Genomic DNA, 20,628 nt, shown 5'->3' on the forward strand with positions numbered 1-20,628 from the left:
GCGGATCGGCCGGGCGCCGGTGGGGCCGGTGGAGCGGCTCCGACCGGCGGGTACCGGTCGGGGCGCGGAGGTGACGGACCGGGCGAGCGGCGGGTGCTGCGGGGCCTGCCCGGCCCCGGGAGCGGTCCCGCGGCGCGGCCGGAGCCGGAGCCGAACCCCTACGGGCGGACGGCGCGGGAGGAGCGGGCCGCCGCACTGGTGGACGCCGTCCGCCTGCGGCTGGCCGAGTCCGGGGCCGCGCCGACCGCCGGTTCGGTGGCGACCGCCCTGCGCGCCGCCCGGCCGCCGCTCGGTGGTGACGACGTCCTCGACACCGTGCGCTCGCTGTGCGCCGAACTGGTGGGCGCGGGCCCGCTGGAGCGGCTGCTGGCGACGCCGGACGTCACGGACGTGCTGGTCAACGGGCCGGACGAGATCTGGTTCGACCGGGGCGGAGGTCTGCGCCGGGCCACCGGCGTCCGCTTCGCCGACGCCGAGGCGGTGCGGCGGCTGGCCCACCGCCTCGCCACGGCGGCCGGGCGGCGGCTCGACGACGCGCGGCCCTGGGTGGACGCCCGGCTGCCGGACGGCACGCGACTGCACGCCGTCCTGCCGCCGATCGCCGCCGGATGCACGCACATCTCCCTGCGGGTGTGCCGCCCCCGGCCCTTCACCGTCGACGAGCTGGTGGCGGGCGGGGCACTCCCGCCGCGCGGCGGCGAGCTGCTGGCCGCCGTCGTGCGGGCCCGGCTCTCGATGCTGGTGAGCGGGGGCACCGGTACGGGGAAGACCACCCTGCTCGCGGCGTTGCTCGGCCTGGTCGGTCCGGAGGAGCGGATCGTCGTCGCCGAGGACTCCGCCGAGCTCCTGCCCGACCACCCGCACGTGGTGCGGCTCCAGGCCCGGCCTCCCAACCAGGAGGGGCTGGGCGAGCTGACCCTGCGGGACCTCGTCCGCCAGGCGCTGCGGATGCGCCCCGACCGGCTGGTGATCGGCGAGGTGCGGGGAGCCGAGGTGGCCGACCTGCTGGCCGCCCTCAACACCGGCCACGAGGGCGGCACCGGGACGGTCCACGCCAACACGGCGGCGGACGTACCGGTCCGGCTGGAGGCGCTCGGTTCGCTGGCCGGGATGGACCGGCCGGCCCTGCACAGCCAGCTCCGGGCGGCCCTCGACCTGGTGGTGCACCTGGTGCGGGAACCGGGCACCGGGCGGCGCCGGGTCGCCGAGATCCACACCCTGGGCGGCGATCGGCACGGGCTGGCCGTCACGACGCCCGCTGTGACGTTCACAGCGGACGGCGCCACGGTGGCGGGGCCCGGGTGGTCCCGACTCGGGCGGCTGCTCGCCGCTCGTGGGGTCGTGCTCGCGGACGGGCCACCGTGACGGCGGGCCCGGTGGAGGGGGTGTTCCTGCTGATGCTGTGCGGCTGCGCGGCGGGTGCGCTGCTGCTCCTCGGGCCGGGGAGCAGGAGGAGGGGCCGCCGGGAAACGAGCGGTGGTCGCGGTCGGTGTGGTGGCCGGTGTGGTGGTCGGGACGAGGAGGGAGGCAAGGGCCTTGGAGATGTACGGGACTGTGCTGGGGTGGTGGCTGGTGCTCGCGGTTGTCGCGGTGACGGGGTGGTGCCGACTGCAGCGGCAGTTGGCGGGTGCGCGTCGGGCCGGTGCGGTGTTGACCGGGGCCGCGGGCGGCTCCGGCGGGAGTGGGAGCGGGCGCGGTGGCGACGGCGACGGCGAGGGCCGTACGCGGGCGCGACCGGCGGCGGCGGTCGTGCGTTGGTCGGGCAGTCCCTGGAGGGCTGTTCGGCGGGCGCCGGAACTGCTGCTCGTTCCCGGCGGGTTGGCGGTGGGGTGGGCGACGGCGTCGCCCGTCCCGGTGCTGGCGGCGCTCCCGGCCGTCCTGCCGGCACGCAGGTGGCGGGCGCGCCGAGCCGCGGCGGCCGAGGCGCGGTACCGGTCGGCCGCCGTGGTGGAGCTGTGCGCCGGACTGGCGGGCGAGTTGCGCGGCGGTGCGACACCCGAGCAGGCGCTCCACCTGGTGACCACCAGGATCGCGGCCGACCCGTCGGTGCTGGAGCGGATCGGTGCCGAGCCGGTCGCCCGACTCGCGGCCGGCCGGTACGGCGCGGACGTGCCCGCGGCGTTCCGGCTGCTCGCCGAACGGCCGGGCGGGAGCGGGGCCGCGGCCGTGGCCGCCTGCTGGGAGGTCGCCTCCACCGGTGGCTCGGGTCTGGCGGCCGGGCTGGACGGAGTGGCCGAGGCCCTGCGCGTCGAACGGGCGCTGGCGGAGGAGATCGCCGCCGAACTCGCGGCGCCGCGCACCACGATCGCGGTCCTGGCGGCCCTGCCGCTGGCGGGACTGCTGCTCGGCGCGGCACTCGGCGCCCGGCCGCTGGAGGTGCTGCTCCACACACCCGCCGGGCTGGCCTCCCTGGCGGTGGGAGCGGCCCTGGAGGGGCTGGGCCTGGTCTGGACGGCCCGCATCGTCCGGGCGGCCGCAGACGGGGCGCCGGTGGCCGCCGAGGGCGATGAGTCGGGCCGGGCGTCGGGCGTGGGTGGCGTTGACGGGCCCGAGGAGTGGCGCTGCGGGATCACCCGGACCGGGGCCCGCACCCGGTCCGGCCCCGAGCGGCCGAGCGGGGCGTTCCGGCGGGAGGTACTGCCGTGGTGACCCGGGTGCTGGGCCGCGCGTGCGCGGTGGCGCCGGGCCCCGTGACGGCCCGCGCGGGCGGCCGCAGTGGTGGACGCAGTGGTGGACGCGCAGGAGGGAGTCCGGTGGGAGGAGGGAAAGGGATGGAGTGGGTGACCGAGCGCGCTGCGCCGTTGGTGTGCGTCGTGGCGGTGCTGGCGGGAGCGACGGCCGGAGGCCGGGCCCGGCGCCGGTGGCGTGCGCGTCGCAGGGCGGACGCCCTGCTGGATGACGAGGTGCGGTCGCGCCGAGGGCGGACCGGTGGGGGCAGGCCGCGGCACCGGTCGGTGGCACGGGGGAGTCCGGCTCTGCCCGGGTGGGCCCGGCGGGCGGCGATGGCGCTGGGCGCCGGGCTCGGAGCGGCGGTCTTCCTCGGCGGCACGGCGGGCCTGGTGGCGGGCGGACTGCTGGCGGCCGGGTTGCACCGGTGGCTGCCCCGGGCGAGGTCACCGGCGGAGCGGCGGGCCGAACTGGACCAGGCACGACTGCTGCGGCAGTTGCCGCTCACCGCCGAACTTCTGGCGGCCTGCCTCGGTTCGGCCGCCTCGCCGGCGGCGGCCGTCGCGGCGGTGGGCGGGAGCGTAGGTGCCCCGATGGGACCCCGGCTGCTGTCCACGGCGGCCGAACTCGCCCTGGGGGCACCCCCGGAGCTCTGCTGGCACCGGCTCGGGGAGGAGCACCCGCCGCTGGCGCCGCTGGCCCGCTGCCTGGTCCGGACGAGCCTGAGCGGAGCCCCGGCGGCGACGGCGCTCGCCGGCCTGGCGAGCGGCCAACGGGCGGAGGCCGTCCGGGCGGCGCACGCCCGGGTCAGGCGGGCGGGAGTGCTCGCGACGGCCCCGCTCGGGCTGTGCTTCCTCCCGGCGTTCGTCCTGATCGGTGTCGTCCCGGTGGTGGTGGGGCTCAGCACGCGTTTCTCACAGTCGATGTGACGCATCGACCGTGTGCCGGACCGGTCTGCCGATCGGTCGGCCCGGCCGCCGGTGCGGCGGTCTCTTGTCGGATTCGAAGCAAGGAGGAAACTCATGACCCAGGTGATCAGTCCGGTGGCCGTGGCGGGCGCGGAGAGGGAGCCGGCCGGCGGGGGGCACCTGCCCCGGAAGCTGGTGATCACGAACCGGCACTCGGCCCGGTTCGTGGTCCGGCTCATGGTTCGACGTGCGGTTCGGCGTCGGCGCCGGATCGGGATCGGCGGCCCGGACGCGGGAATGACCACGTCGGAGTACGCGGTCGGCACGCTCGGGGCGTGTGCCGTGGCGGCCGCGCTCTACAAGGTGGCCACCAGTGCGGCGGTGATGGACGCGCTGCACGCCGCCCTGGACCGTGCGCTCCATGCGACCTGACCCGTCGTCGGGGCGGTTCCTGCGGCGGGGCCGACCGGGGCCACCGGGGCGGCCGGTGCAGCCGAGGCGGCGACGGCGCGGCGACGCCGGGTTCGTCACCGCCGAGACCGCCGTCGCGCTGCCGGCGCTGGTGCTGCTGGCCGCGCTGCTGGTCTGGGCCGTCCTCGCGGCGGCCGCCCAACTCCGCTGTGTCGACGCGGCACGAGTGGGAGCCAGGGCGGCCGCGCGCGGGGAGGCCGATGCCGCCGGGGTGGCGCGGGCGGCCGCGCCACCCGGGGCGGCGGTCCTGGTCGACCTGTCGCCGGACACCGTCCGGGTCACTGTGGACGCGCCGTACGGGGCACCGGGCCGGTTCGCGGAGGTGCTCGCGGTGCGGGTGAGCGCCACGGCGGTCGCGGCCAGGGAGGACACCCTGCGAGGAGCGGAGGGAGGTGGTGGTCCGTGGCCGGGGTGAGGTCTCGGGGGCGACGGTCGGACACCGGCTCGGCGACGGTCTGGCTGCTGGCGGGTGTACTGCTCGGCTGTGTGGCGTTCACCGCCGCGCTCGCATCGGGCGTGGTGGTCGGGGCCCGCCACCGTGCGGAGTCCGCCGCGGACCTGGCCGCGCTGGCGGCGGCCGACCGGCTGCTGGTGGACGCGGACGGCGGCTGCGCCCGGGCGAGGGCCGTGGCGGCGGCGCAGGCGGCCGCCGTGGTCTCCTGCGCCGCCGACCTCCCGGAGGACGCCGTGGAGGTGGTGGTGGAGGTGCCGGTCACGGGGTTGCCGGTACGACTGTCGGTCGGTCCCGCCCGGGCCCGGGCCCGCGCCGGACCGCTTCGGGCCGCGGTCCCGCCGACGGACGAGGAGGCGCGGGTGGCCCTGGGCGAGGCCGGTCCGGTCGGAGGCGGACCGTGAGCCCCCGGGCGGATGCCCGCCCGTCGGGCCCGCCGCGGTGGGCCGATCGTCGGGTCGGTCGTCGAGTCGGTCGGAGGGTCAGTCGGAGGGTCGGTCGGCGGGTCGGTCTTCCGGTCGGTCGGTGGATCCGTCGGCCGTCCCGGCCGTCCCGGCCGCCTCGGACGTTCCGGCGGCTTCCGGCTCCACCTCTTCCACCCTCTCCGCCTCCGCGTCCCCCACCACCCCGGACGCATCGGGAGCGCCGGCGAGCAGGATGTCCAGCAGCCGGACGGCGGCCGCCTTGTCGAGCGGGTCGTTGCCGTTGCCGCACTTGGGCGACTGGACGCAGGAAGGGCAGCCGCGCTCGCACTCGCAGGCGGCGATCGCCTCCCGGGTGGCGGTCAGCCACTGCCCGGCCCGTCGGAAGCCGCGTTCGGCGAAGCCCGCCCCGCCGGGGTGGCCGTCGTAGACGAACACGGTGGGCAGCCCGGTGTCGGGGTGCAGCGGCACCGAGACACCGCCGATGTCCCAGCGGTCGCAGGTGGCGAAGAGCGGGAGCAGGCCGATCGAGGCGTGCTCGGCGGCATGGGCGGCGCCGGGCAGTTGGTCGGGCGGGATGTCGGCGTCGATCAGCTGGTCCTCGGTGACGGACCACCAGACGGCCCGGGTGCGCAGGGTGCGGGGCGGCAGGTCGAGTTTGCTCTCGCCCATGATCTCCCCGGTGGAGATCCGCTTGCGGAGGTAGCCGACCACCTGGTTGACCACCTCCACCGAACCGAAGCAGAGCCGGCCCTCGCCCCAGTCGACGGTGGTGTCGGTGGAGAGGACGGAGATCGAGGTGATGTCCCTGGCGGAGGTCGTGTAGGGCGGGTCGGCGGGCTCGACCAGGGCGACCGAGTTGTCCAGGTCGAAGTCCCGGACGAGGTAGGTGCGGCCCCGGTGGAGGTGGACGGCCCCGGTGTGCACGGTGGTGTGGGCGGCGGAGGCGTCCACGGTGCCGAGCAGCCGGCCGGTCGGCGCCTCGACGATCTGCACCGGGCTGCCGCCGCTGCCCCGCAGGTCGACGGCGTCGGCGGCCCGCTCGCGGCGGGTCCAGTACCAGGCCTCGCCGCGGCGGCGGAGCAGCCCGCGGCGCTCCAGCACCGGCAGCAGCGGAGCGGCCGAGGGGCCGAACAGCTCCAGGTCGGTGTCGGTGAGCGGCAGCTCGGCGGCGGCGGCGCACAGGTGCGGGGCGAGTACGTGCGGGTTGTCCGGGTCCAGCACGGTGGCCTCGACCGGGGTGGCGAACAGCGCCTCCGGGTGGTGCACCAGGTAGGTGTCCAGCGGGTCGTCCCGGGCGATCAGGATGGCGAGCGCGCCCTGGGCCTCCCGCCCGGCCCGGCCGGCCTGCTGCCAGAGCGAGGCCCGGGTGCCCGGGTATCCGGCCATCAGGACGGCGTCCAGACCGGAGATGTCGACCCCGAGTTCGAGGGCGGAGGTGGAGGCGAGGCCGAGCAGTCGGCCGGAGTGCAGGTCGCGCTCCAGGGTCCGGCGCTCGTCGGCGAGGTAGCCGCCGCGGTAGGCGGCGACCCGGTCGGCGAGCGGGCGGCTCAACTGGTCCTGGGCCTGGAGGGCGACGAGTTCGGCGGCCCGGCGGGAGCGGACGAAGACGACGGTGCGGGTCTCCCGCTCGACCAGGTCGGTCAGCAGGTGGGCGGCCTCGGCGGTGGCGGTCCGCCGGACCGGCGCACCCTGCTCGCCGACGTTCTCGGTGAGGGGCGGTTCCCACAGCCCGAAGACCATCGGGCCGCGAGGGGAGGAGTCCTCGGTGACCGCCGCGGCGGGCAGGCCAGTCAGCCGGCGGGCGGTGACGGCCGGGTCGGCGGTGGTGGCGGAGGCGAGCAGGAAGACGGGAGCGGAGCCGTAGCGGGCACAGATCCGCCGCAGCCGGCGCAGCACCTGGGCCACGTGCGAGCCGAACACGCCGCGGTAGCTGTGGCACTCGTCGACCACGACGTAGCGAAGCGTCTTGAGGAAGGAGGACCAGCGGGCGTGCGCTGGCAGGATGCCCCGGTGCAGCATGTCCGGATTGGTGAGGACGTAGGAGGCGTACTGGCGGACCCACTCGCGTTCCTCGGGCGGGGTGTCGCCGTCGTAGAGGGCGGCCCGGACGCGGGGTGGGGCGAGTTCCGCGGCCCGGCGGCGCTGGTCGGCGGCGAGGGCCTTGGTGGGGGCGAGGTAGAGCGCGGTCGCGCCCCGGCCGTTGCGGGCCTCGGTGCCGTCCAGCAGGTCGGACAGCACCGGCGCCAGGTATCCGAGCGACTTGCCCGAGGCGGTTCCTGTGGCGATCACCACAGATTGACCGGTTTTGGCCAGATTCATCGCCTCCGCCTGGTGGGCCCAGGGCTGCTGGACTCCCAGGTCCTGGGCGGACGAGACGATCTCGGGCCGGATCCAGTCGGGCCACGGCGCATAACGGGCGGGCCGGGCGGGAAGGTGCTCCGTATGGGTGAGCCGGTCCGACCGCCCCCGGGCGGTGGACAGGGTCATGAGCAGTGCCTCGGGCAGGCTGTGACGCGGCGGCATGAGGACCCAGTGTGTCACCGGCGTGACGGAGAATCGTCCTAAGCCATCGTGCGGTCATGGTCGCAGGTGGTTGAATGTGGCCGTGACGGCCGTACGGCCGGGGGTCGCAGCGCTGAGGCTTGCCACGCATTCGCTGGGTGGGCCCGGGGTTCGCGACCATGCGATGACGGCCGCCCGGCCGAAGATCGCAATGACGTAGCAAGGCAAGGTGCTGGAGGTTCCGTGGACCTGTCCCTGTCGACCCGTACAGTCGGCGACCGCACGGTCGTCGAGGTTGGCGGCGAGATCGATGTGTACACCGCCCCCAAGCTGCGCGAGCAGCTGGTCGAGCTCGTCAACGACGGCAGCTACCACCTCGTCGTCGACATGGAGGGCGTGGACTTCCTGGACTCCACCGGCCTCGGTGTGCTGGTGGGCGGGCTGAAGCGGGTGCGTGCCCACGAGGGCTCGCTGCGCCTGGTCTGCAACCAGGAGCGCATTCTGAAGATCTTCCGGATCACCGGTCTGACCAAGGTGTTCCCGATCCACACCTCGGTCGAGGACGCGGTCCAGGCGACCGACTGATCAGTCGACCCGATCGACCGGATCGGGCCGGTCCTCCGTGACCGGCCCGTCCGATCCTTATGCGTCCGGGAGCCGGGGCCCTGCGGCCCCGGTCCGTCCGGCCGTCCGCGGGTCGGCCGTGGCCGGCCCGCAGCGGCCGGGGCCGTATGCCCGGCCTCGGCCGGAGCACCCCGAGGGGGAAGAGATGGCAACCGTCGAACTTCGATTCAGCGCGCTGCCCGAGCACGTGCGGACGGCCCGGTTGGTGGCCGCGGCAGTGGCCAGACGGGCGGGGGTCGACGAGTCGGTGCTCGACGAGGTGCGCCTCGCCGTCGGCGAGGCGTGCTCCCGCGCGGTCGGCCTGCACCGGCGCGGTGGCGTGACGGGCGCGGTGCGCGTCGCGCTGGTCGACCAGGAGAAGCGTTTCCTCATCGAGGTCGAGGACGAAGCCGGCCTCGACACGGTCCCGGCCACGGCGTCGGACGGCGGTGACCCGGACGAGGACACCCTGGGCCTCGCCGTGCTCACCGGCCTGGTCGAGGACCTGGAGGTCACCAGCGGCGCCGGTGGGGGTCTGATCCGGATGAGCTGGCCGCTCTCGGCTGACGCGCTCGCCGTCTGAGCGCGGCGGGCCGGTGCGTGGTGGCCGGTGTAGGGCGGGCCGGTGCGCGGCGGGCCGGTGGCCCGTGAGCGATGCCCGTGGGCCCTGATCCCCGAACCGCGGCCGTGGGCCCGTGAACGGTGGTGGGAACGCGCCGGGCGGGGTGAGCGTGCGCGCGTGGAAGAGCGGGTCCGAACAGGAATCGGGGCTCGAGCGGCGGCCGTGTAGGTTCGCAGTTCGACGACCGAAACCGAAGGGGCTCTCCCGGTGAACAAGCGACTGCTGGCCGTACCCGCGCTCGGGGCGCTGCTCGCGTTCGGCGCTGTCGGCTGCGGCGACGACAACAGCAAGCAGCTGGAGTCCTGGGCGGCCAACGTGTGCGGCGCGGCCAAGGACCCGATCGCCCAGGCGCAGACCGCCCTGGCGGACACCGGCCAGGTGAAGACCGGCGAGGCCCCGGCCGACCTCCAGAAGCGCCTCTCGGCGGACATCGGCCGACTGGCGAAGACCAACCAGGACATCGCCGCCGCCATCGACGGCGCCGGTGCGCCCAAGGTCGACGACGGCGCGAGCGTGCAGAAGGACACCGTCTCCGAGCTCACCAAGGCGGCCGACGGCTACCTGGAGGTCCAGAAGAAGCTGGACGCGCTCCCCAACGCCGACCAGGCGAAGTTCGCCGACGGGCTGCGCAGTGTGGCCGACCAGGTGCAGCAGCTGGCCTCGCTCTCCACCCAGGCGCAGGGCAAGCTCCAGCGCGGTGACCTGGGCTCGGCGATGGCCAAGCAGGAGGGGTGCAAGCCGGGTTCGGCCGCGGCCGCTCCGACGTCCCCGGCGACCGGTGGCCCGGCGACCGGTGGCCCCTCGGACGGGGCCACGGGCACGCCCACGGACGGTGCGGCGGCGACGGACGCCTCCGGTACCGTGGCACCGCCGACCCCGGCCCCCACCGCCTCGGCGAGCTGACCCCCGCTTCGACCCGCCCGCCCCGGCACGGCACACCGGCCCCTGCGCAACCGCCCGGGCGCAACCGCCCGCGCCCACCCGCGACGGCCCGCGCCCGCACGGCCGCCTGGGCCCGACGGGCCCCGTCCGACGCAGACCCCCTCGGCCATCGGCCGAGGGGGCGGCGGTGTTGGGGGCAGGGCAGCCGGGCGGGCGGGGGACAATGGCGGGGTGATCAGTAGCCCCGTTCTCGACCCGACCCGCCTCGCCAAACTGCGCGAGGCGCTGCTCGCCGCCTCGTACACCGCCGACGGCTGCCTGGACCTGCTCGGGCCCACCGGGTACGCGGCGCTGGCCCGCAGCGAGGCGGTGCCCGCGCTGCGCGCGACCCGTGGCGGCAGCCCGCTGGAGACGCTGGTGCGGCTCTTCCTGCTGCAGCAGCCCGTGCCCTACCAGGCCGCCGCCGCCGCGCTGCCGGTGGAGGACTGCCTGGCCGGCGGTTGGCTGCGCCCGGACGGCGACTCGGTGCGCGCCACCGTGGACGTCCGGCCCTACGCGAACGAGGTGTCCGGGCTGCCGAGTTCCGATGCCTGGGTGGTCTCCGACCTGGGCTGCGCGGTCGGCGGCGCGGGCGGGATCGGCTCCGGTGAGACCGCGCACGGCGTGGCCCGCAAGGACCTCGTGCTCGGGGTGGGCGGCGCGTCCACCACGCTGGCCAACATCACGGTGCGCCGGCCGGTCCGCTCGGTGCTGGACCTCGGTTCCGGCTCGGGCGTGCAGGCGCTGCACGCCGCCCGGCACGCCCAGCGGGTGACCGCCACCGACCTCAACGAGCGGGCGCTGCGCTTCACCGAGCTGACCCTGGCGTTGTCCGGTTTCGACAATACGGAGACCGCCGCCGGCAGCCTCTTCGAGCCGGTGGGGGAGCGGCGGTTCGACCTGGTCGTCTCCAACCCGCCGTTCGTGATCTCGCCGGGTGGACGGTTCACCTACCGGGACGGCGGGATGGCCGGCGACGACCTGTGCCGCAGTCTGGTCCGCTCGGCCGCCGACCACCTGGAGCCGGGCGGGCACTGCCAGCTGCTGGCCAACTGGCAGCACGTCAAGGGCGAGGACTGGCAGGACCGGCTGGCCGGCTGGGTGGCCGGGACGGGGCTGGACGCCTGGATCGTCCAGCGCGAGGTGCAGGACGTGGCCCAGTACGCGGAGCTGTGGCTGCGCGACGGCGGCGACCACCGCGGCGCCGGCGGCGACTACCAGGCCCGGTACGGGGAGTGGTTGGACGCCTTCGAGGCCGGCCGCGTCGAGGGCATCGGATTTGGCTGGATCACCCTGCGTGCGGGAGGCGCCGAGCGCCCGACCGTCCGGGTGGAGGAGTGGCCGCACCCGGTGGAGCAGCCGCTCGGCCCGCACATCGAGGAGTGGTTCGCCCGGCAGGACTTCCTGCGCACCCACGACGACGCGGGCCTGCTGGCGGCGCGGTACGTGCTGGCCGACGAGGTGGTCCAGGAGCAGGTGGGCGCGCCGGGGGCGGAGGACCCGGAGCACGTGGTCCTGCGCCACAACCGCGGGATGCGGCGGGCCACCAAGGTGGACACGGTGGGCGCAGGCTTCGTCGGGGTCTGCGACGGGACGCTGTCGGCGGGCGAGATCGTCGACGCGATCGCGCAACTGCTGGGCGAGGACCGGGTGGTGCTGCGCGACCGGGTGCCGGAGTCGCTGCGGCTGCTCACCGAGCAGGGGTTCATCCACCCCGCGTCCTGACCGCGGGTACCGGGGGCGGGAGGGAGACGGGGCCGGGAGGGAGACGGGACCGGGCCGGACCGGGTCGGGCGCCGGAACGCGCCCGGCCCGGCCGTCGGCATACCCCGGTTCACCCCACTGTTTCCCCTGGTTCGCCGGGCGGTCGCCGAACATCTCCCCCTTGTTGGTCCAGGACTGTGAGGCTCTGTCCACAGGCTGTGGACAGAACTGGGGGCGGCCGGGGTGGAAACGACGACGGCGACGGCGGGTGGCGTGATACTCGCCCTCTTCGGCGGCGCACTCCTGCTCTGGTGCGCCGCCGAAGCGCGCTTGCGCCAACGGATCCGGCGCCGGGGGCTTCCGGCCGTCGCCACCGTGGTCGCCGAGTCCGACGTCCACGGGGCGCTCGACAGCGCGCCCCTGCTCTCCTTCGCCACCCGCCCGGTCCCGGCCGGCCGGACCGGGGGCGTGCCGGGCGTCGAGGCCGGTGAGCTGGTGCTGACCCGCCCCCGGGGCCACACTCCGCTGCGCCGCCCGGCCCACCTCGTACCGGGCGGTTCGGTACGGATCGCCTACGACCCGCAGCACCCCGGCCACGCGGTGCTGGCGGCGGAGGAGGCCGGTCCCCGGCCGCTGGTCGCCGACCTGCTGTGGGCGGCGCTCGGGCTCGGCTGCCTGGCCGCCGGAGCCGTCCTGCTCCTCGTCGCGGCCTAGCCACGCGGCAACCCGGTGTGGTCCCCTGCTGCTCGTGCTGCTCGTGCGGCGTGACGGGTGCGGCCGGCGGGGCCAGTGCGACCGACAGCCGCTTACCATCCGCGGCGCCCGGGTGCACCCATATTCCGTTGACAGATTTTGAAATCCGTCATTCCATCCTCGAAACCCGCCGAAGCCCCCCTCCGCAGGGCGCGATCCGTCGTCGTCGGGTTACCGTTCGAGTGGCGTCGGTCGGCCTTGCCGGTGAAATCGCGGGAACCGTCCGTTTGACAAGGGTGGCCGGGGTACGGTCACACTCCGCTGGTGGGGTCGTCGTGCAGCGGCTGCCCCGGGTCGGTGGAGGGGTCGGGCGGAGCGCAGCCCGTGCTGCCAGCGCCGACCAGCTCACATAACGACCGGGAGAGAAGAGCGAAGGTGTCCCCGAGCAGCGAGACCGCGCACGGACAGCGACTCGTCATTGTCGAGTCGCCGGCCAAGGCGAAGACGATCAAGGGCTACCTTGGCCCCGGCTACATCGTCGAGGCGAGCGTCGGGCACATTCGCGACCTCCCGAGCACGGCCGCCGAGGTCCCGGACAAGTACACCGGCGAGGTGCGCCGCCTCGGGGTGGACGTCGACCACGACTTCGCCCCGATCTATGTGGTCAACGCGGACAAGAAGTCCCAGGTCAACAAGCTGAAGTCGCTCCTCGCGGAGTCCGACGAGCTCTTCCTCGCCACCGATGAGGACCGCGAGGGCGAGGCCATCGCGTGGCACCTCCAGCAGGTGCTCAAGCCCAAGGTGCCGGTGCACCGGATGGTGTTCCACGAGATCACCAAGGCCGCCATCCAGGAGGCCGTGGCCAACCCGCGCGAGCTGAACCAGCGTCTGGTCGACGCCCAGGAGACCCGCCGCATCCTCGACCGCCTGTACGGCTTCGAGGTCTCGCCGGTGCTCTGGAAGAAGGTCATGCCGAAGCTGTCGGCGGGCCGCGTGCAGTCCGTGGCGACCCGGCTGGTCGTCGAGCGCGAGCGGGAGCGGATCGCGTTCCGCTCGGCCTCGTACTGGGACCTGGTCGGCACCTTCGGCACCGGCCGCACCGCCGCCGACGCCGCCAACCCGGAGAACTTCGGCGCCCGGCTGTCCTCCGTCGACGGCAAGCGGATCGCCAGCGGCCGTGACTTCGGCCAGGACGGCCGACTCAAGGCGGGCAGCGCCAACAGCCTGCACCTGGACGAGCAGGCCGCCCGCGCGCTGGCCGCCGCCCTGGAGCAGACCGCTTTCTCGGTGCGCGGCGTCGAGTCCAAGCCGTACCGCCGCTCGCCGTACGCGCCGTTCCGCACCACCACGCTCCAGCAGGAGGCCAGCCGCAAGCTGGGCTTCGGCGCCAAGCGGACCATGCAGGTGGCCCAGAAGCTGTACGAGAACGGCTTCATCACCTACATGCGTACCGACTCCACCACGCTGTCGGAGACCGCGATCAACGCCGCCCGGGCGCAGGTCACCCAGCTGTACGGGGCCGACTACCTGCCGGACGCGCCCCGCACCTACGCCTCCAAGGTGAAGAACGCCCAGGAGGCGCACGAGGCCGTCCGCCCGTCCGGCGAACGCTTCCGCACCCCGGCCGAGACCGGCCTGGCCGGCGACGACTTCAGGCTGTACGAGCTGATCTGGATGCGCACCGTCGCCTCCCAGATGAAGGACGCGGTCGGGCAGTCGGTCACCGTGAAGGTGGGCGGCCGGGCCGCCGACGGCCGGGACGTCGAGTTCTCCGCCTCCGGCAAGATCATCACCTTCCACGGCTTCCTCAAGGCCTATGTCGAGGGCGCCGACGACCCGAACGCCGAGCTGGACGACCGCGAGCGCCGGCTGCCGCAGGTCACCGAGGGCGACCCGCTGGCCGCCGAGCAGCTCACCCCCGAGGGCCACGCGACCAAGCCCCCGGCCCGCTACACCGAGGCCTCGCTGGTCAAGGAGCTGGAGGACCGGGAGATCGGCCGCCCCTCCACCTACGCCTCGATCATCGACACCATCATCGGCCGCCGGTACGTCTTCAAGAAGGGGACGGCGCTGGTGCCGTCCTTCCTCTCCTTCGCCGTGGTCAACCTGCTGGAGAAGCACTTCGGCCGGCTGGTCGACTACGACTTCACTGCGAGGATGGAGGACGACCTCGACCGGATCGCCGCCGGTGAGGCGAAGTCCGTGCCGTGGCTGAAGCGCTTCTACTTCGGCGAGGGCGCCGGCGAGGGCCTGATCGCGGGCGGCGCCGCCGAGGCCGGCAACGGCGACGGCGACCACCTCGGCGGTCTGAAGGAGCTGGTCACCGACCTCGGCGCGATCGACGCCCGGGAGATCAGCTCGTTCCGGATCAGCGACGACATCACCCTGCGGGTCGGCCGCTACGGCCCGTACGTGGAGCGCGCCTCCGAGGTCGAGGGCGAGCCCGGCCAGCGTGCCGACATCCCGGACGAGCTGCCGCCGGACGAGCTGACCGTCGAGCTCGCCGAGGAACTGCTGGCCCGGCCCAGCGGCGACTTCGAGCTCGGCCCGGACCCGGTCTCCGGCAACATGCTGGTCGCCAAGGACGGCCGCTACGGCCCGTACGTCACCGAGATCCTGCCCGAGGGCACCCCCAAGACCGGCAAGAACGCGGTCAAGCCGCGGACCGCCTCGCTGTTCAAGACGATGTCGCCGGACACCGTCACCCTGGACGAGGCGTTGAAGCTGCTCTCGCTGCCGCGCGTGGTCGGCGTCGACCAGGAGGGCGCGGAGATCACCGCGCAGAACGGCCGCTACGGCCCGTACCTCAAGCGCGGCACCGACTCCCGCTCGCTCACCGACGAGGAGCAGCTGTTCACGGTCACGCTGGAGGAGGCGCTGGCGATCTACGCCCAGCCCAAGCAGCGCGGCCGGGCCGCCGCCGCGCCGCCGCTCAAGGAGCTGGGCACCGACCCGGTCAGTGAGCGTCCGGTGGTGGTCAAGGACGGCCGGTTCGGCCCGTACGTGACCGACGGCGAGACCAACGCCACGCTCCGCAAGGAGGACGAGGTCGAGAGCATCACGCCCGAGCGCGGCTACGAGCTGCTCGCCGAGAAGCGGGCGCGCGGGCCGGTGAAGAAGACGGCGAAGAAGGCCCCGGCGAAGAAGGCGGTGGCCAAGAAGACCGCGACGGCGACCGCGGCCAAGAAGACCACCGCTGCGGCCAAGACGGCGGCGAAGAAGACCACCACCGTGAAGAAGGCCGCCACCAAGACGGCGGCCAAGACGGCCACCAAGACGGCGGCCACCAAGACCGCGGCCACGAAGACGGCGGCGAGCAGCACCGCCGCGAGCAAGTCCACCACCACCGACGAGGGCTGATGCCCGATCGGTGGTGCCCGGGCCCGCGTCCGCTCCGGCGGCGCGGGCCCGGTCCGTTCGTGGGCGGGGCGTGACAGGGGCGTACGCGGTCTGTCACAACCCGGTGGCGGCGCTCGTCCGGAGCCGTGCTCCCCTCTTTCGCGCCATGCCCCGACCGCTACGCTGACCGTATGACGAGCGAGCAGCACCCCACCCCCAGCGCCGCGGCGGCCGGACCGGACGGCAGGCCCGACCTGCCCGAGGTCGCGCCCGCCGGGACCGCCGGCGAGCGGATCAGGGCGCTGCTGCGGCTGCGCCCCTACCGGCGCCTGTGGACCACCCAGCTGATCGGCGGCACCGCGGACCGGCTCGGCCTGCTGGTCCTGCTGATGCTCACCGTGATCGCCGCCGCGCTCGGCCGGCAGTTCGGCGACCTGCCGCGCAGCCTCGCCTTCTCGGTCGCCGCCGTCCTCGCCACCCGGTTGGCCGCCACCGGGCTGGTCGGTGCCGCCCTGCTCGGTCCGGTGCACGGGCTGCTCACCGGCAAGCTCGACCGGCGCTGGACGCTGTTCGGCGCCGACGTGCTGCGCGTCGTACTGATCGGCGTCGCCCCGTGGTGGATCGTCTGGCTGGGCTCAGGCTCGGGCTCCGGCCCGAAGCCCTCCGGCGCCGCGACCTGGGTGCTGCTCGCCACCGTGTTCCTGACCGGCGCCGCCGAGCGGGTCTGGGCGATCGCCAAGGCCGCGGCCGTGCCGGCCCTGCTGCCGCCGGTCGACCAGCCCTTCGCTCCCGCCGCCGGGCAGGAGGGGCGGCCCATGCCGTCGGCCGGCGAGCGGCGTCCGTCTGCCGCCAACCTGGCCACCGTCCGGACCCTGGACCACCGCACCGGGTGGGCCGCCCTGCCGCTCGGTGCCGCCGCGCTCGTCGCGCTCACCCTGCTGAACAACGTCTTCGCGGCGCTCGGCTCGGACTGGCTGCGCGCCCACCAGACCACCTTCGCCGCCCTGGGCGCAGCCGCCCTGTTCGCCGTCTCGGCCGCCCGGGTGTACGTCCAGGAGCTGCCCGGCGGTCCCGTCCGGGTACCGCCGGCCTCGCCGCTGCGGGGGCTGCGCGCTCCGACCGACGCCACCCCCGGCCCCGCCCTGGCCAAGGGCCGCACCGGCGCCGCCCCGTACTTCACCTTCGCGGTCTCCGCCGGGTACGCGACGATGGCCGGCGTCGCCGCGCTGGCCCTGCTGACCGCCGTCGAGCACCGCGCCGGGCCGATCGGCTACGGCATGCTGGTGCTGGCCGCGACCGGTGTTCCCGCGCTGGGCATCCGGATCACCCGGGCCGTGCTGCCCACGCTCTCCCGCCGCCGGCTGCTCGCCCTGGCACTGCTCACCGAGGGCGTCGCGCTGGTCCTGGCCGGCCTGGTGCTGGACTTCGTGCTCCTGCTGCTGCTCACCGTGCTGGCCGCACTGGCCGCCGGCGTGGTGATCTCCACCGGCCGCAGCCTGCTCGCCCTGGAGGTCGAGGAGGCCCGGCTGCCCAAGGTCACCGAGCACCTCTACGCGGTGCTGCGGGTCGTCGTCGGCACCGCGCTGGTCGGCCTGCCGCTGATCGCCGCCGCCTACGGGGACGTCCAGTACGGCGCCGTCGAGCCCGGCTCGTTCACCTTCATCCACGGCGGCGCGGCCCTCGCCGTCGGCACCGCCGGACTGCTCACCCTCGTCCTGGCCGCCGTCGTGCTGCTGCGCACCGACGACCGGCGCGGCACCGTGCCGTTCGGCCGGGACCTGGTCGACTCGGTGCGCGGCGCCACCGGCCCGGCCCCGCACCGGGCGGGCACCGGCTTCTTCATCGCCCTGGAGGGCGGCGACGGCGCCGGCAAGTCCACCCAGGCCCAGGCGCTCGCCGAGTGGATCCGGGGCAAGGGCCACGAGGTCGTGCTCACCCGTGAGCCCGGCGGCAGCCCGATCGGGCAGCGGCTGCGCAGCCTCGTCCTGGACGTCGGCAACACCGGTCTCTCGCACCGCGCCGAGGCGCTGATCTACGCGGCCGACCGGGCCGAGCACGTCGAGAACGTGATCCGCCCGGCGCTGGCCCGCGGCGCGGTGGTCATCACCGACCGGTACATGGACTCCTCGATCGCCTACCAGGGCGCGGGTCGCGACCTGGCCGCCACCGAGGTGGCCCGGATCTCCCGCTGGGCGACCGGCGGGCTGCTGCCCGACCTGACCGTCGTCCTGGACGTCGACCCGACCCGGGCCCGGGAGCGGTTCACCGAGGCGCTGGACCGGCTGGAGTCCGAGCCGACCGAGTTCCACCAGCGCGTGCGCTCCGGCTTCCTCGCGCTCGCCGCCGCCGACCCGGCGCGCTACCTGGTCGTCGACGGCAGCCTGGCCCCCGCCCTCGTCACCACCTCCGTTCGCCACCGGCTCGACCGCGAGCTGCCGCTCTCCGAGCAGGAGAAGGCCGCCCGCGCCGAGCAGGAGCGCAAGGCCGCCGAGGAGGCCCGGCGCCGGGCCGAGGAGGAGGCCCGCAGGCGCGCCGAGGAGGAGGCCGCCGAGCGGAAGCGCCAGGAGGTGCTGGCGCAGCTCAGGGCCGAGCAGGCGGAGAAGGAACGGCTGGCCGCGGAGGAGGCCGAGCGGGTCGCCGCCGAGGCCGCGCGCAAGGCCGCCGAGGAGGCGCGCCTGCGGGCTGAGGAGGAGGCCCGTAAGCGGGCCGAGGAAGAGGCGAGGCGGCGGGCCGAGGAAGAGGCACGTCGGGCCGCCGAGGAGGCCGAGCGCAAGCGGCTCGCCGAGGAGGCGGCCGCCCGGGCGGAGCTCCAGCGTCAGCGCGAGCTGGCCCGGGAGGAGCAGCGGCGCCGGGCGGAGGAGGCGCTGCAGCGGGCCGAGGAGGCCCGGCTGGCGCAGGCCGCCGCGCTGGCCGCCGCCGCCGCGGCGGCAGCCGAGGCGTCGGAGCGTGCGGAGCGCACTGGCCGGGGCGGGGACGTCCCGGGTGCCGCCGGGGCGGGCCCGGACGACGCGGTGACCACCGAGCTGCGGGTCGTGAAGGACTCCGGGCCGTCGGACCGGCGGGACGGCGGCGACGCGACCAGGGAGCTTCCGGTGCTGGGCGGGGGCGCCGTCGGGCGGCCCGGCGAGGCGGTGGGTGGCACGGTCGACGCGGCGCGCGGCGGGGCGGATGTCTCGGAGACGGCGGTGCTGCCGGTCGTTCCGGCGGACGAGACCGCGGTGCTGCCTCGGATCCCTGCGGACGAGACGGCGGTGCTGCCTCGGATCCCGGCGGACGACGCCGACCGTACGGCGGTGCTGCCGAGGGTCGAGCCGGGTCGTCCCGGGGGCGGGGCGCGGTCGGGGCAGGCGCCGCCCGGGCAGGTGCCGTCAGGGCAGGTTCCGTCGGGCCCTTGGCAGGACGCCCGACCGGGCGGCGGATCCCGTCCGGCGCCGGCGGACCGTCCGGTGGACAGCACCCGTGAGCTGCCGGTGGTCGACCCGCAGCAGCCGTCCCCCGCCGAAGCGAGGCCCCGGCCGGACTGGGCGGAGGAGACCCCGCTCGACGATCTGCCGAGCCTCACCGACACCCTGCTCGGCACCCGCGAGGAGTGGGCCGGCTGGGGCCAGGGCGGTCAGTCCGCTCCCCAGTCCGCTCCTCCGTCGGCTCCTCGGTCGGCTCCGACGGGGCAGGCAGGGCAGGCAGGGCAGGCAGGGCAGGCGCGCCCGGGCGCGGGCGCCGGTGACGGGCGGCGCGACGGGGGCCAGGACGACGGCAAGGGCAAGGGCCGGCGCTGGGGCCGTCGGAGCTGACCGGCGGGAACAGCGGGAACAGCCCGGAACGTCTGGAGCAGTTGGAACGACCGGAACGTCCGGACGGCCCCGCGGTAGGCCCGGGCCGGTGCCGGTGGGGCGGGTCCGGAGGCACCGGGCGACGTCGTACCGGGCACGTATGCTCGACAGCGGGAAGCGGGCGACGAAGGCCGGGCGGGTCCGTCCGGCGGCCTCCGGTTCCCGCCGCCGCCGCTGTGGGCGGGAGCGGCAGGTCCGTACCGAGCGTGGGAGCAGCAGTGGCCGTCTGGGACGACCTGGTGGGCCAGGAGCGGGTGGTCGAGCAGCTGACCGGCGCAGCCCGGGCGGCCGGGGCGATCGTCGGCGTCGGGCGGGGCGCCGAGCCGGTGCCCGGCACGAACGCCTCGCTGATGACGCACGCCTGGCTGTTCACCGGACCTCCCGGGGCCGGTCAGGTCACCGCCGCGCGGGCCTTCGCCGCCGCGCTCCAGTGCAGCAGCCCCGACCTCGCGCTCGGCGGCACCCCCGGCTGCGGTTTCTGCGACGGCTGCCACACCGTTCTCGCGGGCAGCCACGCCGACGTGAAGTACGTCCGCACCGACGGCCTGTCCATCGGCGTCGGCGACATGCGCGACCTCGTGCTGCGCGCCTCCAGTTACCCCACCGGTGGCCGCTGGTCGGTGATCCTGGTCGACGCCGCCCACCGGCTCACCGAGGCCGCCGCCAACGCGCTGCTCAAGGGCGTGGAGGAGCCCTCCCCGCGCACCGTCTGGCTGCTCTGCGCCCCCTCCGTGCAGGACGTGCTGCCGACGATCCGCTCCCGCTGCCGGCTGCTGGTGCTGCGCACCCCGGCCGCCGAGGCGGTCGCCGACATGCTGGTGCGGCGCGACGGCGTCGATCCGCACACCGCCCGGCTGGCCGCGCTGGCCGGGCAGGGCGACATCGAGCGTTCGCGCCGGCTGGCTGTGGACGAGCAGGCCCGGTCGCGGCGCACGGAGGTGCTGCGGATCCCGCTGGAGGTCGGCGACATCGGGGGCTGTCTGGCCGCCGCCCAGCGCCTGGTCGACACCGCCAAGGCCGATGCGGAGGCGCTCGCCGACACCCAGGACAGCAAGGAGAGCGACGACCTCAGGGCCGTGTACGGCGCGGCCGAGGGCAGCAAGACACCGCGCGGCATGGCCGGCGCGGTCAAGGAACTGGAGAAGCGGCAGAAGAGCCGGGCCACCCGCACCCGCCGCGAGACCCTCGGCGTCGCCCTGCTGGACCTGCTCGGCTTCTACCGGGACGTGCTGGCGATCCAGCTCGGCTCGACCGGCGCGCTCGCCAACGAGGACCAGCGGCAGGCGCTGGACCGGGTCGCCCAGACCGGTCCGCCGGAGTCCACCCTGCGCCGGATCGAGGCGATCCTCGCCTGCCGGGTGGCGCTGGACCGCAACGTCGATCCACTGCTGGCCGTCGAGGCGATGACGGTGGCCCTGCGCGCGGGCTGACCGCCGCGCCGCGCCGGGGCCGTACGGCTTCCCGCCCCAGTGCCGCGTCCCACCTTCGAGTG

At 75.5% G+C, this 20,628-nt stretch carries 15 protein-coding genes; 14 read left to right on the plus strand and 1 reads right to left on the minus strand.

Going from position 1 to position 20,628, the window contains the following annotated elements:
* Nucleotides 1-93: 93 nt before the first annotated feature.
* From SM793_RS20625 to SM793_RS20650, 6 genes are all read left to right on the plus strand, one after another.
* Nucleotides 94-1,365 (plus strand): TadA family conjugal transfer-associated ATPase, encoded by a 1,272-nt coding sequence (locus tag SM793_RS20625; RefSeq protein WP_320439700.1) that lies wholly within the window; start codon nucleotides 94-96, stop codon nucleotides 1,363-1,365.
* Nucleotides 1,366-1,854: 489 nt separating this feature from the next.
* Nucleotides 1,855-2,649, plus strand: a complete 795-nt coding sequence (locus tag SM793_RS20630; RefSeq protein WP_320439701.1) for a type II secretion system F family protein — start codon at nucleotides 1,855-1,857, stop codon at nucleotides 2,647-2,649.
* A 353-nt stretch (nucleotides 2,650-3,002) separates the two neighbouring features.
* The gene (locus tag SM793_RS20635; protein ID WP_320439702.1) at nucleotides 3,003-3,596 is read left to right on the plus strand and encodes a type II secretion system F family protein; all 594 of its coding nucleotides are present in this window, start codon (nucleotides 3,003-3,005) and stop codon (nucleotides 3,594-3,596) included.
* A 93-nt stretch (nucleotides 3,597-3,689) separates the two neighbouring features.
* A complete protein-coding gene (locus tag SM793_RS36475) occupies nucleotides 3,690-4,007 on the plus strand; it encodes a DUF4244 domain-containing protein (protein WP_413816000.1) in 318 nt (105 codons plus the stop codon).
* Nucleotides 4,008-4,062: 55 nt separating this feature from the next.
* The gene (locus tag SM793_RS20645; protein WP_320439703.1) at nucleotides 4,063-4,461 is read left to right on the plus strand and encodes a TadE family type IV pilus minor pilin; all 399 of its coding nucleotides are present in this window, start codon (nucleotides 4,063-4,065) and stop codon (nucleotides 4,459-4,461) included.
* A complete protein-coding gene (locus SM793_RS20650) occupies nucleotides 4,449-4,901 on the plus strand; it encodes an Rv3654c family TadE-like protein (protein WP_320439704.1) in 453 nt (150 codons plus the stop codon). The genes SM793_RS20645 and SM793_RS20650 overlap by 13 nt, the downstream gene beginning before the upstream one ends.
* Before the next feature lie 78 nt (nucleotides 4,902-4,979).
* Here SM793_RS20650 and SM793_RS20655 read toward each other — a convergent pair whose 3' ends face one another.
* Nucleotides 4,980-7,445 (minus strand): DEAD/DEAH box helicase, encoded by a 2,466-nt coding sequence (locus SM793_RS20655; protein WP_320439705.1) that lies wholly within the window; start codon nucleotides 7,443-7,445, stop codon nucleotides 4,980-4,982.
* A 222-nt stretch (nucleotides 7,446-7,667) separates the two neighbouring features.
* On the opposite strand from SM793_RS20655, the gene bldG reads away from it, so the two are divergent.
* The 8 genes from bldG to SM793_RS20695 all read left to right on the plus strand — a co-directional run bounded on the left by bldG (nucleotide 7,668) and on the right by SM793_RS20695 (nucleotide 20,566).
* Nucleotides 7,668-8,009 (plus strand): anti-sigma factor antagonist BldG, encoded by a 342-nt coding sequence (gene bldG, locus SM793_RS20660; protein WP_030392670.1) that lies wholly within the window; start codon nucleotides 7,668-7,670, stop codon nucleotides 8,007-8,009.
* 184 nt (nucleotides 8,010-8,193) lie between these two features.
* A complete protein-coding gene (locus SM793_RS20665) occupies nucleotides 8,194-8,610 on the plus strand; it encodes an ATP-binding protein (protein ID WP_320439706.1) in 417 nt (138 codons plus the stop codon).
* Between the two features lie 246 nt (nucleotides 8,611-8,856).
* The gene (locus SM793_RS20670; protein ID WP_320439707.1) at nucleotides 8,857-9,552 is read left to right on the plus strand and encodes a hypothetical protein; all 696 of its coding nucleotides are present in this window, start codon (nucleotides 8,857-8,859) and stop codon (nucleotides 9,550-9,552) included.
* 210 nt (nucleotides 9,553-9,762) lie between these two features.
* Nucleotides 9,763-11,295 carry a methyltransferase gene (locus SM793_RS20675; RefSeq protein ID WP_320439708.1) on the plus strand — a complete coding sequence of 511 codons (1,533 nt, stop codon included), beginning with the start codon at nucleotides 9,763-9,765 and terminating at the stop codon, nucleotides 11,293-11,295.
* Between the two features lie 252 nt (nucleotides 11,296-11,547).
* Entirely contained in the window at nucleotides 11,548-11,988 is a 441-nt protein-coding gene (locus SM793_RS20680; protein ID WP_320439709.1) for a DUF3592 domain-containing protein, read from the plus strand.
* A gap of 414 nt (nucleotides 11,989-12,402) precedes the next feature.
* A complete protein-coding gene (topA, locus tag SM793_RS20685; protein ID WP_320439710.1) occupies nucleotides 12,403-15,327 on the plus strand; it encodes a type I DNA topoisomerase in 2,925 nt (974 codons plus the stop codon).
* A 170-nt stretch (nucleotides 15,328-15,497) separates the two neighbouring features.
* Complete coding sequence (gene tmk, locus SM793_RS20690) at nucleotides 15,498-19,097, plus strand: dTMP kinase (protein WP_320439711.1); 3,600 nt, start codon at nucleotides 15,498-15,500, stop codon at nucleotides 19,095-19,097.
* Between the two features lie 257 nt (nucleotides 19,098-19,354).
* On the plus strand, nucleotides 19,355-20,566 hold the full coding sequence (locus tag SM793_RS20695) for a DNA polymerase III subunit delta' (protein ID WP_320439721.1): 1,212 nt from the start codon (nucleotides 19,355-19,357) through the stop codon (nucleotides 20,564-20,566).
* The last annotated feature ends 62 nt before the right edge of the window (nucleotides 20,567-20,628 follow it).

The sequence above is a fragment of the Kitasatospora purpeofusca genome (assembly GCF_034043715.1).
In the GTDB taxonomy this organism is placed as follows: Bacteria; Actinomycetota; Actinomycetes; order Streptomycetales; family Streptomycetaceae; genus Kitasatospora; species Kitasatospora purpeofusca_A.